At 57.2% G+C, this 14,316-nt stretch carries 16 protein-coding genes; 13 read left to right on the top strand and 3 right to left on the bottom strand.

Annotated features, from left to right (window positions below):
* Window positions 1-11: 11 nt before the first annotated feature.
* The 13 genes from ACR0EK_RS07455 to ACR0EK_RS07395 all read left to right on the top strand — a co-directional run bounded on the left by ACR0EK_RS07455 (window position 12) and on the right by ACR0EK_RS07395 (window position 11,275).
* Window positions 12-875: a branched-chain amino acid aminotransferase gene (locus ACR0EK_RS07455; RefSeq protein WP_480967711.1), complete on the top strand. Its 864-nt coding sequence runs from the start codon at window positions 12-14 to the stop codon at window positions 873-875.
* A 77-nt stretch (window positions 876-952) separates the two neighbouring features.
* Complete coding sequence (locus ACR0EK_RS07450) at window positions 953-1,408, top strand: universal stress protein (RefSeq protein WP_267366250.1); 456 nt, start codon at window positions 953-955, stop codon at window positions 1,406-1,408.
* A gap of 9 nt (window positions 1,409-1,417) precedes the next feature.
* Window positions 1,418-2,011, top strand: a complete 594-nt coding sequence (locus tag ACR0EK_RS07445; protein WP_480967710.1) for a DsbA family protein — start codon at window positions 1,418-1,420, stop codon at window positions 2,009-2,011.
* Window positions 2,012-2,080: 69 nt separating this feature from the next.
* Window positions 2,081-2,644, top strand: a complete 564-nt coding sequence (locus ACR0EK_RS07440) for a NifU family protein (protein ID WP_480967709.1) — start codon at window positions 2,081-2,083, stop codon at window positions 2,642-2,644.
* Window positions 2,634-3,224 (top strand): tRNA (adenosine(37)-N6)-threonylcarbamoyltransferase complex dimerization subunit type 1 TsaB, encoded by a 591-nt coding sequence (tsaB, locus tag ACR0EK_RS07435; RefSeq protein ID WP_480967708.1) that lies wholly within the window; start codon window positions 2,634-2,636, stop codon window positions 3,222-3,224. The genes ACR0EK_RS07440 and tsaB overlap by 11 nt, the downstream gene beginning before the upstream one ends.
* Window positions 3,221-3,634 carry a GNAT family N-acetyltransferase gene (locus ACR0EK_RS07430; RefSeq protein WP_480967707.1) on the top strand — a complete coding sequence of 138 codons (414 nt, stop codon included), beginning with the start codon at window positions 3,221-3,223 and terminating at the stop codon, window positions 3,632-3,634. Before tsaB ends, ACR0EK_RS07430 begins: the two co-directional genes overlap by 4 nt.
* A 157-nt stretch (window positions 3,635-3,791) precedes the next feature.
* Window positions 3,792-4,790, top strand: coding sequence for a BMP family lipoprotein (locus ACR0EK_RS07425; RefSeq protein ID WP_480483186.1), 999 nt, complete (start codon window positions 3,792-3,794; stop codon window positions 4,788-4,790).
* A 95-nt stretch (window positions 4,791-4,885) separates the two neighbouring features.
* Window positions 4,886-6,415, top strand: coding sequence for an ABC transporter ATP-binding protein (locus ACR0EK_RS07420; RefSeq protein ID WP_480967706.1), 1,530 nt, complete (start codon window positions 4,886-4,888; stop codon window positions 6,413-6,415).
* A gap of 1 nt (window position 6,416) precedes the next feature.
* Window positions 6,417-7,511: an ABC transporter permease gene (locus ACR0EK_RS07415; RefSeq protein ID WP_267363837.1), complete on the top strand. Its 1,095-nt coding sequence runs from the start codon at window positions 6,417-6,419 to the stop codon at window positions 7,509-7,511.
* Complete coding sequence (locus ACR0EK_RS07410) at window positions 7,511-8,479, top strand: ABC transporter permease (protein ID WP_480558827.1); 969 nt, start codon at window positions 7,511-7,513, stop codon at window positions 8,477-8,479. Before ACR0EK_RS07415 ends, ACR0EK_RS07410 begins: the two co-directional genes overlap by 1 nt.
* A gap of 90 nt (window positions 8,480-8,569) precedes the next feature.
* Entirely contained in the window at window positions 8,570-9,493 is a 924-nt protein-coding gene (locus tag ACR0EK_RS07405; RefSeq protein ID WP_480483182.1) for a sulfite exporter TauE/SafE family protein, read from the top strand.
* A 91-nt stretch (window positions 9,494-9,584) separates the two neighbouring features.
* Window positions 9,585-10,505, top strand: coding sequence for a sulfite exporter TauE/SafE family protein (locus tag ACR0EK_RS07400; protein WP_480475128.1), 921 nt, complete (start codon window positions 9,585-9,587; stop codon window positions 10,503-10,505).
* A 2-nt stretch (window positions 10,506-10,507) separates the two neighbouring features.
* Window positions 10,508-11,275 (top strand): TIGR02186 family protein, encoded by a 768-nt coding sequence (locus ACR0EK_RS07395; protein WP_480967705.1) that lies wholly within the window; start codon window positions 10,508-10,510, stop codon window positions 11,273-11,275.
* A 3-nt stretch (window positions 11,276-11,278) separates the two neighbouring features.
* On the opposite strand, the gene ACR0EK_RS07390 is transcribed toward ACR0EK_RS07395, so the two are convergent.
* The 3 genes from ACR0EK_RS07390 to ACR0EK_RS07380 are packed head-to-tail and all read right to left on the bottom strand — an operon-like array spanning window position 11,279 to window position 14,235.
* Window positions 11,279-12,007 (bottom strand): SDR family oxidoreductase, encoded by a 729-nt coding sequence (locus tag ACR0EK_RS07390; RefSeq protein ID WP_480486666.1) that lies wholly within the window; start codon window positions 12,005-12,007, stop codon window positions 11,279-11,281.
* Window positions 11,989-13,536, bottom strand: coding sequence for an ATP-dependent DNA helicase (locus ACR0EK_RS07385; RefSeq protein WP_480773319.1), 1,548 nt, complete (start codon window positions 13,534-13,536; stop codon window positions 11,989-11,991). Before ACR0EK_RS07385 ends, ACR0EK_RS07390 begins: the two co-directional genes overlap by 19 nt.
* Window positions 13,537-13,596: 60 nt before the next feature.
* The gene (locus ACR0EK_RS07380; protein ID WP_267363827.1) at window positions 13,597-14,235 is read right to left on the bottom strand and encodes an acyl-homoserine-lactone synthase; all 639 of its coding nucleotides are present in this window, start codon (window positions 14,233-14,235) and stop codon (window positions 13,597-13,599) included.
* Between the last annotated feature and the right edge of the window lie 81 nt (window positions 14,236-14,316).

Genomic DNA, 14,316 nt, shown 5'->3' with positions numbered 1-14,316 from the left:
AGGAGGGCGTCATGGCAACCGGCAAAAACATCCGGACCTATTTTCAGGGCCAATGGCATGACGGGGATACTCCCATCATGCGCGCAGCGGATCACGGGTCGTGGCTAGGGTCTTCGGTCTTTGACGGCGCCCGTTATTTCGACGGGTTGGCCCCTGATCTGCACGCGCACTGCGCCCGGGTGAACCGGTCCGCCGAAGCCCTGATGCTGACACCGACCATGACAACCGAGCAGATGGTCGAATTGGTGCATGAAGGGTTGCAAGCCTACAGCCCTGACACGGCTGTCTATATCCGCCCGTTGTATTGGGGCATTGACGGCGATAGCACGGCAATCGTTCCGCAGGAAAACAGCACAGGGTTTGCCATCTGTCTGGAAGAAATCCCAATGGCACCTGAAACGGCTTCGGCCACGCTGGCGACCACGCGATTCCGTCGCCCGGTACTGGAATCGGCTGTGGTCAATGCCAAGGCCGGGTGCCTCTACCCCAACAATGCGCGCATGTTGCAAGAGGCACGCTCCAAAGGATTCTCGAACGCTCTGGTCGCTGACGCGATGGGCAATGTGGCCGAAACGGCAACGGCCAACATCTTCATGGTCAAGGATGGCGAGGTCTTTACCCCGATCCCCAACGGCACATTTTTGGCAGGGATCACGCGGGCGCGACATATCAAGAATCTGCGCGAGGATGGTGTCACAGTTCATGAAACGGTCTTGGGTTTCGAGGATTTTCACCAGGCGGACGAGGTTTTCATGTCCGGCAATATGAGCAAGATCACACCGGTGACTGCGCTGGAGGACACACAGTTTCAGGTTGGTCCCATTGCCCGCCGTGCCCGCACACTTTACTGGGACTGGGCTGCAAGCGAACGCTAGTACATCGACATGAACGTGTCCGAGTTGCCAGCACGCAAACGCTCGGGCATGATCCCTTAAAATTGAAGAGGACACCCATGCGTAAGTTCTTAGTTGTTCTGGATGACAGCCGTGAATGCCTGAACGCAATGCGGTTCGCCGCGATGCGTGCCGCGCATACAGGTGGTGGCGTGACGATCTTGTCGGTTATTCCGCCGGACGAGTTCAATCACTGGATCGGTGTTGCCGAAACCATGCGCGAAGAAGCCCGGGAACGCATCCATGCCCATTTCGAAGTCTTCGCCAAATGGATGCGCGACAAACAGAATGTAGAACCTGAACTGGCCATTCGCGAAGGTGATCCGGTGCCGCAGATCATCGAACACGTTCAGTCTGACCCTGAGATCGGCGTTCTTGTTCTTGGGGCGGGGACTGACAAAAAAGGCCCCGGCCCGCTGGTGACCCAGCTCACTAAGAACTCTGGCAGCCTGCCGATCCCGATCACGATTGTTCCCGGTGATCTGAGCAAGGAAAAGCTGGAAGAAATCACCTGAGGATCGAACATGGCGAAGATGTTGCTGTTCTGGTTCGACTTCGCCTCGACCTATTCCTATCTCAGCGCGATGCGGATCGAACAGGCCGCGCAGGACAAAGGTGTCTCGGTCGATTGGCAGCCTTTTCTGTTGGGTCCGATTTTCGCGGATCAGGGATGGCGCACGTCGCCGTTCAACCTGTATCCGGCCAAAGGGCGCTATATGTGGCGCGACATGGAACGTCTTTGCAGCGCACGAGGGCTGCCGTTGGTTCGGCCTGACCCGTTCCCGCAATACTCTCTCACCGCAGCGCGCCTGGCTCTGGCCCTTGAGCATGGCGAAGAACGGGCTTCCTTCGCAAAGGCTGTCTTCAGCGTTGAATTTGGGGGCGGGAGGGACATTTCTGACGAAGACGTGCTTGAGGATTGCCTAAAGATGGCGGGTCTGCCTGCGGCAGTGATGAATCGCGCAAAAGATCCGAGCATCAAGGCTGCGCTGTTCGAGCAATCCGCGCGCGCAAAAGCACTTGACTTGTTCGGCGCACCGACTTTCGTGGCAGGAACAGAGCTGTTTTGGGGGGATGACCGCTTGGATGACGCGATTCGTTACGCGGTCACAATTTAGAATCGTTCCAAATATTGACTTCTCCGACCCCTGAGCGCATATCAGAAACACCTCAGACGGAGCTGCCTCATGTTCATCCAGACCGAATCCACCCCAAACCCGGCCACGTTGAAATTTCTGCCCGGCCAAACGGTTCTTGAGGCTGGAACCGCGGATTTCCCGACAGCCGAGGCTGGTGACAAGTCCCCATTGGCCAAACGAATCTTTGCCGTAAACGGCGTGACCGGTGTGTTCTTTGGAAACGATTTTGTCACTGTGACCAAATCCGACAATGTTCAGTGGGATCACATCAAACCTGCAATTCTTGGCGCAGTGATGGAGCACTATCAATCCGGCCAACCCGTCATGGGTGCCGACGCGGCAGCGGCCTCGGGTCATGCCGAACATACCGGAGAAGATGCAGAGATCGTCAATCAGATCAAAGACCTGCTGGACAGCCGCGTGCGCCCGGCCGTGGCACAGGACGGTGGCGACATCACCTTTCATGGTTTTGATCGCGGCGTCGTCTATCTGCACATGCAAGGCGCCTGCGCGGGATGCCCGTCATCGACCCTGACACTGAAGATGGGTATCGAAAACCTGCTGCGCCATTACATCCCCGAAGTGACTGAGGTTCGCCCAGTTGCCGTCTGACCCGACGATCCTGGCATTTGATACATCGGCCGCGCATTGCGCGGCCGCTTTGTTGCGTGGCAGTGTGATCGCAGTATCCCGTGTCGAAGGCATGTCACGGGGTCAAGCCGAACGATTGATGCCCTTGCTGCAAGAAGTGCTGACCGAGGCTGGTTGCGTATGGGCCGATCTGGACGCTATCGGTGTTGGGATTGGGCCCGGCAATTTCACGGGTATACGCATCTCGGTCTCTGCCGCCCGGGGCCTTGCCTTGGGCCTTGGCGTCCCGGCGGTGGGCGTTTCTGGATTCGATGCTCTGATTGAACTGGCAGAAGAGGGACAGCTACCAGCCATCCCTGCGCCGCGCGAACAGGTGTATGTACAACTTCCCGGAACCGGCCCTTGCCTGTTGCCTTTGGGCGAGGCCGAACAGCATGGGCCTTTGTATGTCTGCCCCGACCCCGCATTGCAGGTACAAGCCGTTGCCAGACTTGCCGCAAGACGATGGCACAGCGTCAGTGCGTCTCCAGCCCCGCTATATGTCAGACCTGCGGACGCGGCCCCGTCCCGAGATGTGCCGCCTGTGTTGCTGGACCAATGACGCCTTACGAGATGGCAGCGACACATGCAGCGGCGTTCACCCAGTCACGCCCATGGACTGCCGATGAATTCGCCAGCCTTTTGGAGAACCGGTTAACTGATTACGTCGGGGATGACCGTTGCTTTGCCCTGTTTCAGGTGATCGCGGGTGAGGCAGAGTTGCTGACGATTGCGACTCACCCCGCGTTTCAAAGACAAGGTCTCGGGTTTCAGACCATGCGCAACTGGCACGACCGGGCAGTCACTTTGCAGGCAAACCGCGCTTTTCTGGACGTGGCTGCCGACAATGTTGCAGCAATCGCGCTTTATGGGCAATGCGGGTATCGCCAGTGCGGTCGGCGCAAGGGGTATTATTCCAGAAAAACAGGCCCAAATATCGATGCTCTTGTGATGGAACGCCCACTGCCCTAACGGCAACCAAAGATTTTTTAGACCATTTGGTCAGAAATCAATTGACCATGACGGTTGCAAACGTCCTTAATTCCCGCCATCACAACACTTATGCTCGCTAAAAGTGGGTAAACGGGGCTAATCTGACTTCGTGCCAACAAAAAAATGGGAGACTTAAATGACCCTGATGAAATCCTTGATGGGTGCTGCCGCTGCTGTCGCTCTGACCGCAGGTGCAGCTTTCGCTGAACCGGCGCTGATCTTTGACCTGGGCGGCAAGTTCGACAAATCTTTCAACGAAGCCGCATATAATGGCGCGCAGCGTTGGGCCGATGAGACCGGCGGCGAATACCGCGAGATCGAGATCCAGTCGGAAGCACAGCGCGAACAGGCTCTGCGCCGTTTCGCAGAATCAGGTGCCAACCCGATCATCACCATGGGCTTTGGTATGGCTGATCCATTGTCGGCCGTTGCAGGTGACTATCCTGAAACCAAATTCGTGGCCGTCGACGTGAACTGGCTGGACATCCCCAACATCCGCCAGATCGGCTTTGCCGAGCATGAAGGATCGTACCTGGTTGGCATGATGGCAGCGATGGCATCGAAATCGGGCACCGTTGGCTTCATCGGCGGTATGGACATTCCGCTGATCCGCCACTTTGGCTGCGGATACGCACAAGGCGCCAAAGCCGTGAACCCGGACATCAATGTTGTCGCCAACATGACCGGCACTACCCCTGCGGCGTGGAACGATCCTGTAAAAGGTTCGGAACTTACAAAAGCACAGATCAGCCAGGGTGCTGACGTGATCTATGCCGCGGCTGGTGGTACAGGTGTAGGCGTTCTGCAAACGGCAGCTGACGAAGGCATCCTGTCGATCGGCGTGGACAGCAACCAGAACCACCTGCATCCGGGCAAGGTCCTGACGTCGATGCTGAAGCGTGTGGACGTCGCGGTGTATGACGCGATGAAAGCAGGTGACGCCGTAGAAACCGGCGTGTTCACAATGGGTCTGGCCGAGGAAGGTGTTGGTGTCGCCATGGACGATAACAACAAAGAACTTGTTTCGGCCCAAATGAACGATGCGGTGGAAGAAGCCCGTAAAGCCATCATCAACGGCGATATCACCGTTGTCAGCTATTACGAGAACGACAGCTGCCCCGCACTGCAGTTCTGATACCGCGCGGGGCGGAAGGAACTCTTCCGCCCTGCCATCCACTCTGCCATCCGTGCCACCTGCCGGATGGGCTTTTCGGCAGTTGAGGGTAAGACATGACCGTCCCCGCCATTGAGCTCAAAGGGATTTCCAAATCCTTTGGGCCGGTTCAGGCCAACAAAGACATCTCAATCAGCGTCGCCCCCGGTACGATCCATGGGATCATCGGTGAAAACGGTGCGGGCAAGTCCACGCTGATGAGCATCCTCTACGGCTTTTACAAAGCCGACAAAGGTGAAATTTGGATCAACGGAACAAGAACCGAAATCCCTGACAGCCAGGCGGCTATCGCCTCGGGCATTGGGATGGTGTTTCAGCATTTCAAGCTGGTGGAGAATTTCACGGTTCTGGAAAACATCGTTCTGGGTGCTGAAGATGGCGGCCTTCTGGCTCCGTCTCTGGCCAAGGCGCGTAAAGAGCTGAAAGAACTGGAAGAAGAATACGAACTGTTCGTTGACCCCGACAAACGCATTGATGAGATCGGTGTGGGGATGCAGCAGCGTGTCGAAATTTTGAAGGCGTTGTATCGCAAGGCCGAGATTCTGATTCTGGATGAACCGACTGGTGTTCTGACCCCGGCAGAGGCTGACCAGCTGTTCCGTATCCTGGATCGTCTGCGGGCCGAAGGGAAAACGATCATCGTGATCACCCACAAGCTGCGCGAAATCATGGAAAACACCGATACCGTTTCGGTCATGCGCCGTGGGCAGATGACAGCTACGGTGAAAACTTTGGACACCAGCCCTGAAGAACTGGCCGAGCTGATGGTAGGCCGCAAGGTTTTGCTGCAAGTCGACAAGGTGCCTGCGACGCCGGGCAAACCCATCCTTGAGATCGAAAAGCTGAGCGTTTTCGATTCCGCCGGTGTTGAACGGGTCAAAGGTATCGACCTGACCGTGCGTGCCGGTGAGATCGTCGGTATTGCCGGTGTGGCGGGCAATGGGCAGTCGGAACTGCTGGAGGTTCTGGGCGGGATGCGTCCGGGACAAGGCTCGATCAAGCTGAACGGCGAACCGCTGGCCCTAAGCGGTGCCGGATCAGACGGTCAGGCGCGTCGTGCACAGCATATTGCGCATGTGCCGGAAGATCGGCAGCGTGAAGGCCTGATTATGGATTTCCACGCGTGGGAAAACGTGGCCTTTGGCTATCACCGGGACCCCGCTTATCAGCGGGGTCTGTTCATGGACAATGCCGCGCTGCGTGCTGATACCGAAGCCAAGATCGAGAAATTCGATGTCCGGCCACCGGATCCTTGGCTTGCAGCCAAGAGCTTTTCGGGTGGAAACCAGCAGAAAATCGTCGTTGCCCGCGAAATCGAGCGAAACCCTGACCTGCTGCTGGTCGGCCAGCCGACGCGCGGCGTTGACATCGGCGCGATCGAATTCATTCACAAGCAGATCGTAGCCCTGCGCGATCAAGGCAAGGCGATCCTGCTGGTTTCGGTTGAGTTGGAAGAGATATTCTCGCTGTCCGACCGGATCGCAGTGATGTTCGACGGGCATATCATGGGTGAACGGCTGCCCAATGAAACAGATGAAAAAGAACTTGGCCTGCTGATGGCCGGTGTTGCAGGAGAGGCCGCGTAGGATGGAAAAAATGCCTAAATGGGCCGATGTCGTTCTGATCCCGCTGATCAGTCTGATGCTGGCCGCTATCCTGTCGGCGCTGGTCATCCTCGCCATCGGAGAAAACCCCGTCGAAGCTGTTAAGCTGATGGTTTCGGGCGCGTTGGGGTCAACCTATGGCTGGGGCTATACGCTCTATTACGCGACGAATTTCATGTTTACCGGTCTTGCGGTCGCCGTCGCATTCCACGCCCGCTTGTTCAACATCGGTGGCGAAGGTCAGGCGATGCTGGGCGGTCTTGGGGTGGCCATGGTTTGCCTTTACGTCGACTGGCCGCATTGGAGCATTGCATTGCTTGCGGCCTGCGCCGCATCAATGCTGTTCGGCGCGTTTTGGGCCGCTATCCCGGCCTATCTTCAGGCCAAGCGCGGCAGCCATATCGTGATCACCACGATCATGTTCAATTTTATTGCCGCTGCCTTTCTGAACTACATGCTGGTCAATGTCATGCGCCCGCAAGGGTCGCAGGACCCGGCAACCGCACGGTTCCCCGAATCCGTCCATCTGCCAACATTCCAGTCAATGTTCTCAACCGCAGAGAACGTGGTGTTCCGGGGGGCTCCGGTAAACATTACGTTCTTCATCGCTTTGCTGGCCTGTGTCGTCGTCTGGGCGCTGATCTGGCGGACCCGGCTGGGCTATGAAATCCGTGCTTACGGCCACTCAGAAACCGGCGCGGTCTATGCCGGCATCTCGCCGGTTCGCATTACCATTGTTGCGATGCTGATCTCGGGTGCGCTGGCAGGTCTGATGGCCATCAACAACGTTATGGGCGAGGCGGAGCGCCTTGTCCTGAACTCGACCGAGGGTGCTGGGTTCATCGGGATTGCAGTGGCCCTTATGGGGCGATCACATCCTTTCGGCGTATTGCTGGCCGCGCTTTTGTTCGGGTTCCTGTATCAGGGCGGGGCCGAGCTGGCACTGTGGGCATCGATCCCCCGCGAACTGATCGTGGTCATTCAGGCGCTGGTGATCCTGTTCACTGGGGCACTGGACAACATGGTACGGATGCCGCTTGAGAAACTGTTCCTTGGTATGCGGAAGAGGGCAGAGTAATGGACTTCTTTGTAACCCTCATCCAGGTTCTGGATTCGACCATCCGCCTTTCCACGCCGCTTTTGCTGGCCTGTTTGGCCGGTCTGTATTCGGAACGGGCTGGCATTTTCGACATCGGGCTGGAAGGTAAGATGCTGGTAGCCGCGTTCTTTTCTGCGGCTGTCGCGGCGGTTACAGGGTCAGTCTGGCTGGGCCTGCTGGCTGGTATCGGATCGTCACTGGTGCTGTCAGGACTGCACGGGTTGGCATCGATAACCTTCCGGGGCAACCAGCTGATCTCGGGTGTCGCCATCAACTTTCTTGCCTCGGGCCTGACGGTGCTTGTCGCCCAAAGCTGGTTCCAGCAGGGCGGTCGCACGCCCTCGCTCTTTGGTGGCGGCCGGTTCGAGCCTATCAATTTTCCATTTTCCGACGCGCTCGGAGGGGTTCCGATTGTCGGCCCGATCTATTCCGAACTGCTCTCAGGCCATTCCATCCTTGTCTATGTCGCATTCCTGATGGTCCCAGCGACATGGTGGGTGCTCTTCCGCACACGGTTCGGCCTGCGCCTGCGAGCTGTGGGTGAAAACCCGGCAGCGGTCGACACAGCAGGCGTGTCCGTGGTTGGCCTGCGCTTCGCAGCCGTCGCGATCTGTGGTGTACTTTGTGGTATTGCAGGTGCTTACCTGGCAACGGCTTTGCAGGCGGGGTTCGTCAAGGAAATGACCGCTGGTCGTGGCTTTATTGCGCTGGCCGCCTTGATCTTTGCCAAATGGCGTCCGTGGCACGCCATGTGGGCCTGTTTGCTGTTTGGCCTGCTTCAGGCGGTAGCACTTCGGTTCCAAAACATCGATCTTGGTGGCGTAGTGATTCCGGTCCAGGTGATGGACGCCCTGCCCTATATCCTGACAGTTGTTATTCTGGCCGGTTTTGTCGGCAAGGCCGTGCCACCACGGGCAGGCGGAGAGCCCTACATCAAAGAGCGCTGATAAGGCCAGTTCCGAATGGAGTTTCAGTCCTGTTCGCTGCAAGGCGGCATGCAGAGTTGATTTTGCATGCCGCAACCGTTCTAAGAGGGTATGCACGTATACCTTCCCATAGCCGAAGTTTCTGTCAGCCCATTCCTGCTGTTGGGGATCGGTGGGGTCGTCGGTGTTTTATCTGGCATGTTCGGTGTCGGCGGAGGATTTTTGATCACTCCGCTGCTGTTTTTTATCGGCATTCCCCCGGCAGTTGCCGTTGCGACATCAGCCAATCAGGTTGTCGCTTCCTCCATTTCGGGATTGTTGGCCCATCTCAGGCGCAAGACCGTGGACCTGAAAATGGGAAGCGTTCTGCTGACCGGAGGGTTGTTTGGCGCGGCCCTGGGTATGGTGGTTTTCAATTTTCTCAAGCATCTCGGACAGGTCGATCTGGCTGTACAGATTTGTTATGTCGTGTTTCTGGGGGCCATCGGAACCCTGATGTTCATTGAAAGCCTTGCCGCCATCCGAAAAGCCAGAAAGTCCGGGTATCAACCTGCCCCCAAGCGACGCCAGCGTACATGGGTTCACGCACTGCCCTTCAAGATGCGGTTTCGGGCATCAAGCCTGTACATCTCGGTCATACCACCTGCACTGGTCGGGTTTGGTGTTGGCATCCTGTCGGCGATCATGGGTGTCGGCGGCGGGTTCATCATGGTACCCGCGATGATCTATGTTCTTGGCATTCCGACCAAAGTGGTTATCGGGACATCCCTGTTCCAGATCATTTTCGTCGCCGGTTTCACAACCATGATACATGCGTCGACAAATTTCAGCGTCGACATAGTGCTTGCCCTGTTCTTGTTGCTTGGCGGCGTTCTGGGCGCGCAATTGGGGACGCAGATCGGTGCACGTCTGAAAGCCGAACAGCTGCGCATTTTGTTGGCGTTGCTGGTCATGGGCGTTGCCGGAAAGATCGGATTTGACCTTCTATTGCCGCCGTTGGAGATCTTTTCTCTGGCAGAGCCTGGAGGGGTATGATGTTGTTTTCCCCGTACCACGCGACAATAACCGCTCTTGAATTCGAGTTTGATAGAAGGCAAGCCAAGACCCAGAGCAAAGTGACGGTATCATGCATATTTACCTGCCCATAGCCGAAGTCTCGGTAAATGCATTTCTACTCCTTGGTCTGGGTGGAATGGTTGGAATTCTGTCGGGGATGTTCGGGGTCGGCGGCGGGTTTCTCATGACGCCGCTGCTGTTTTTCATTGGCATACCACCGGCTGTTGCGGTTGCGACAGAGGCCAATCAGATTGTTGCATCGTCCTTTTCCGGGGTGCTGGCCCATTTTCGACGAAAGACCGTTGACCTCAAGATGGGTACGGTTTTGTTGACAGGCGGTCTAGTCGGGGCTGCATTGGGCGTTGTTGTCTTTAACTATCTAAAAAGCCTGGGCCAGGTCGACCTTCTGGTAACCCTTTGTTACGTGGTCTTCCTTGGTATCATTGGCAGCCTGATGTTCATCGAAAGCCTGAGGGCGCTGCGCAAAGCCAAGAAAGGCGGGGCAGCTCCAGCCAAGCGCCGCCAACGTGGCTGGGTTCATTCGATGCCCTTCAAGATGCGCTTTCGCACATCAGGTCTTTATATCTCGGTCATTCCACCGGTTGTAGTTGGTCTAAGCGTCGGGGTCTTGTCCGCGATTATGGGGGTCGGTGGCGGCTTCATCATGGTCCCGGCGATGATTTACCTGCTGGGAATGCCCACGAAAGTCGTTGTCGGCACATCGTTGTTTCAGATCATCTTCGTAACCGCATTTACCACGATGCTGCACGCGACCACCAACTATACAGTGGACATTGTCCTGGCGGTTTTGCTGCTGGTCGGGGGCGTCATTGGCGCCCAGATCGGAACCGTAATCGGTTCGCGCATGCCGGCAGAACAACTACGCGTTCTGTTGGCGGCGCTGGTTCTGGTCGTCTGCGGCAAGCTGGCCCTTGATTTGCTTCTTGAACCATCCGAGCTTTATTCGCTTGGCAACAGCGGGGGGCATTAAGAATGCTGCTCTATGTCTTTGCCGCTTTGTGCCTGTTCTGCCTGCCCGCCGCAGCCGATGAAGAGCAGGTCGTCCTGGGCCTCAGCCAGGATCGTGTTGCGATCACTGCCAACTTTGACGGGTCTGAGATCCTCATTTTCGGGGCCATCAAACGGGAATCACCCATTCCGCCAGGCCCACCAGTCGCGGTTATTGTAGCGGTTGCAGGCCCGTCCGAGCCCGTAACGGTTCGCCGCAAAGAGCGAAAGCTTGGGATTTGGGTAAACACCGATAGCGTTCTGGTCGACCTGGCACCAAGTTTCTACGCAGTTGCCACCAGCGAACCGTTGGATCAAATTCTGACCGATACCGAAGACCTGCGTCACCGCATTTCGATCGAACGCGCGATCCGGTCGGTCGGAGCGGCGATGCACATCCGTGGTGCTCAGGATTTTGCAGATGCCGTGATCCGTATCCGTGAATCTGAACAGCTGTATTCCATCCGCGAGAACACTGTGGCCGTGGACGAACAAACCTTGTTCCGGACGTCAATTGACATGCCTGCGGACCTGACCGAAGGGGATTACTCAGCTCGGATCTTCCTGACCCGCGGAGGAGAGGTTGTATCGCAATACGAAACCAAAATCGACGTCCGCAAAGTCGGGTTGGAGCGGTTTCTGTACAATATGTCCCGTCAGCAACCCGTTTGGTACGGGCTGATGTCATTGGTTATCGCAATTGCCGCGGGTTGGGGCGCGTCGACAGCGTTCCGACTGTTGCGGGAAAACTGACACTCACCCCCTGCCGATATAGGGCATGGTCGTGGCCATGACCGTCATGAACTGCACATTCGCCTCGGGCGGCAGGGTGGCCATATGCAGAACGGAACGCGCGGCATCTTCAACCGCCATGGTTGGGTCCGGCGTCTGGCCTGCCGCCTGCGCCGCATCCACCAGATCCTGAACCATCTGCGTGCGTGCATTGCCGATATCGATCTGACCACATGCAATTCCAAAGGATCGCCCATCCAGTGAAAGGCTGCGCGTCAGCCCGGTAATGGCATGTTTGGTCGCCGAATAATGTACAGAATTCGGGCGCGGAACATGCGCAGCAATCGAGCCGTTATTGATGATCCGCCCGCCCTGCGGGCTTTGATGACGCATGATCCCAAAGGCCTCGCGCGCGCATAGAAACATACCGTTCAGGTTGACGTTGACGGTTTGATACCAATCGTCCAGCGCGATTTCGTCGACTGTGCCGCCGCGGGCAAAAATACCAGCGTTGTTAAACAGAACATCAAGTCGCCCTGTCCGATCCATGAAGGCGTGGAACGCCTGTTTGACGGCGTCCGGGTCGGTCACATCTGCGGGTAATGCTATGGCCGCCGGGTATTCCTGCGCGAGGGCATTCAGCTTGTCCGCGCTGCGCGCCAGCAGCCCGACCGTCCAGCCCTGCACCAGAAAAAGCTCGGCGGTGGCCCGACCTATGCCAGAGCTTGCACCAGTTACGATGATGGAACCCATGTCTCTTCTGTCTCCAGTGTGAGTGAAACTGCGGGGACCGCGCGCAAATCATCAATCTGCAACGGGTGGGTGGGTTTCGACAGCCGGTTACGGACCACCCAGATCAAACGCTCTTGTGCGCGGGTAATCGCAACATAAGCCAAACGCTTCCACAAAGGTTGCCCGGCCTCGGAACGGCCCATACGGGCCGCGGCGTAAATGTCAGGGGCAAACACCTGAACCGTGTCCCACTGTGATCCTTGTGCCTTATGTATAGTCACCGCAGCCCCGTGCAAAAACGTCGCCCCCATGCGGGCAGCAAAAGGAATGAAGGGCTCTTCCTCATCCGGTTTTTCGATCTGGACAATCGATGCAGCACTGACCTGAGGGTCTTCGGCCCCCATCACATGCAAGCGCGAAAACCCCGGTTTGCGACCGGGACCAAGATAAACAACCTGGGCTCCTTTGATCAGGCCGCGCGCCTCAAGATCCAACCGCTTCTTGCGGTGCTTCAACGGCAACTCGATCCCGTCGCAGATCAGCGGCTCGCCTTCCAAAAGCTCCGTATCCGGTGCACCATGAACCTGCCTGAACGCCTGTATCAAACGAATGCGCGTGGCGTTGCGCCAGACCAGAACCGGGCTGCGCGCCATCAGATCAACTTCGACCCGCTGCCCCCAAACGACCCTGTCATCCCGCCGGGCAGTGTCTTCGACCAGACGTTCAAATTCTTCAAATCCCATCGACGGATCGGCAAGAGCGTGCGCCAGATCCAGGATCGGGTTATCTGCATCCTGCCGATGCACACGCTGAAGCGTCAGCTTTCGCGGTTCGGGCAAGGCTTCAAACACCATGCTGCCGGACTGATTGACCGGAGCCAGCTGTGCGGGATCACCGAACAGTAGAAGGGTCGGGAATATCTCTTTCAGGTCCTCGAACTGACGATCATCCAGCATCGACGCCTCATCGACAAACCCGATATCCAGCGGTTCCTCACGGCGTTTCCAACCGGTAATGAAATCTGAACCGCGCAATCCGGCTGCGGCCAGCGCTCCGGGTATCGATTTGTTGTTATGATAAAACGCAGCAGCACGGTCCAAAGCTTCGTCTGTCAGACCTTCGATCTCGGGACGCTCATCATTTCCGGCCAGCCACTCGGCGATACGCTCGTATTCCGGGTCATAAACCGGCGTATAAAGGATGCGGTGAATAGTAGTTGCCGGAACACCGCGAAGGCGCAGAACACTTGCGGCCTTGTTCGTGGGGGCCAGAATGGCAAGGCTGCGCTTGTCTCTGGATTTCCGGCTTTCGTAATCGCCGGACACGACCTGAACGCCGGTCTCCGCCAGCGCTTTGTAAAGTTCGGCCAGTAGCAACGTTTTGCCGGACCCGGCCTTGCCGATGACAGCCATCACGCCAGACTTCCCTGCCCCCGGCAGTTTCAGAAGGGCATCGTCCTCCAGGTCGACACCGGCTGAGCGCAGCATCTCAGCGATGCTGTCATACGCGGCGGCCTGATCATCTGAGAAGGTCACGTTGGGCAAAGACATGGCGCGACCCTACAGGGCCGCGCCAACCATCACCAGATGCGGAATTGCGTTTTCCGGTCCTTAGGCAGACAAGGCAAATCGGTGCAGTTTGGATCGCCCGAAAGCCGCCTTGAACCACATGCGCGAAAGCTCACGCGGGATGCCTGCCCGTTCAGCCACGCGGTTGCAATCATCCGCTGAATAGGGCCACAACCCAACCGAGATCTGGTCACGCCCTTTGCCTTGGGTTCCAAGAACCTCGGGGGACGACCCGATCAGACGATAGATCCGGATCATACGGGCATCAAAAACACCGGCAATATGCGTCAGGCCAAAGCCTTCCATCATCTCGCCCCCGCTTAGCATGATGGCCCCGGCAGTGTGCGGGCTGGCTGTGCGGGACAGGCAGAACCGGGTCACCTCCCAGATCAGCGGGCTGCAAATCGGCTTGCCGCCGTTGAGATGCCCAAACACCTCATTGATCATTACCCGGCCTGTTGTCGGCAATACCCGCATCGACCCGCCATGGCTGCCATCCGGTTCTTCCCAGATGACATAAAGCGGGTTGAGGTCGTCGTACTCATCCCGCTCTTCTCCTTTTTTGTTGACATGGACATCCCACCCCAACCGGGTTTTGAACTGATCTGCGCGATCCTTGAACATCCCCTCAGCCAGAGTCGGAAATCTGTGTAACTCATCGGCATATAGATAACGCAACATGACTTTTCCCCTTGTCGTCCTGTGCAGGAACGAAGGGGGTACAGAGTCGTGGTTAATATTGCGTTTTGAGTACGCTCTGCC

The sequence above is a fragment of the Ruegeria sp. AE4 genome (assembly GCF_056542185.1).
The sequence above is the reverse complement of the archived record's forward strand: the minus strand, read 5'-3'. Positions and strand labels throughout refer to the sequence as shown.

Bases quoted from the DNA above. Each gene is read 5' to 3' on its own strand.
- ACR0EK_RS07410 (WP_480558827.1), top strand. From the start codon at position 7,511: ATGGACTTCTTTGTAACCCTCATCCAGGTTCTGGATTCGACCATCCGC.
- ACR0EK_RS07455 (WP_480967711.1), top strand. From the start codon at position 12: ATGGCAACCGGCAAAAACATCCGGACCTATTTTCAGGGCCAATGGCAT.
- ACR0EK_RS07440 (WP_480967709.1), top strand. From the start codon at position 2,081: ATGTTCATCCAGACCGAATCCACCCCAAACCCGGCCACGTTGAAATTT.
- ACR0EK_RS07390 (WP_480486666.1), bottom strand. From the start codon at position 12,007: ATGGGTTCCATCATCGTAACTGGTGCAAGCTCTGGCATAGGTCGGGCC.
- ACR0EK_RS07430 (WP_480967707.1), top strand. From the start codon at position 3,221: ATGACGCCTTACGAGATGGCAGCGACACATGCAGCGGCGTTCACCCAG.
- ACR0EK_RS07385 (WP_480773319.1), bottom strand. From the start codon at position 13,536: ATGTCTTTGCCCAACGTGACCTTCTCAGATGATCAGGCCGCCGCGTAT.
- ACR0EK_RS07380 (WP_267363827.1), bottom strand. From the start codon at position 14,235: ATGTTGCGTTATCTATATGCCGATGAGTTACACAGATTTCCGACTCTG.
- ACR0EK_RS07415 (WP_267363837.1), top strand. From the start codon at position 6,417: ATGGAAAAAATGCCTAAATGGGCCGATGTCGTTCTGATCCCGCTGATC.
- ACR0EK_RS07420 (WP_480967706.1), top strand. From the start codon at position 4,886: ATGACCGTCCCCGCCATTGAGCTCAAAGGGATTTCCAAATCCTTTGGG.
- ACR0EK_RS07450 (WP_267366250.1), top strand. From the start codon at position 953: ATGCGTAAGTTCTTAGTTGTTCTGGATGACAGCCGTGAATGCCTGAAC.
- ACR0EK_RS07425 (WP_480483186.1), top strand. From the start codon at position 3,792: ATGACCCTGATGAAATCCTTGATGGGTGCTGCCGCTGCTGTCGCTCTG.
- ACR0EK_RS07445 (WP_480967710.1), top strand. From the start codon at position 1,418: ATGGCGAAGATGTTGCTGTTCTGGTTCGACTTCGCCTCGACCTATTCC.
- ACR0EK_RS07405 (WP_480483182.1), top strand. From the start codon at position 8,570: ATGCACGTATACCTTCCCATAGCCGAAGTTTCTGTCAGCCCATTCCTG.
- ACR0EK_RS07400 (WP_480475128.1), top strand. From the start codon at position 9,585: ATGCATATTTACCTGCCCATAGCCGAAGTCTCGGTAAATGCATTTCTA.
- ACR0EK_RS07395 (WP_480967705.1), top strand. From the start codon at position 10,508: ATGCTGCTCTATGTCTTTGCCGCTTTGTGCCTGTTCTGCCTGCCCGCC.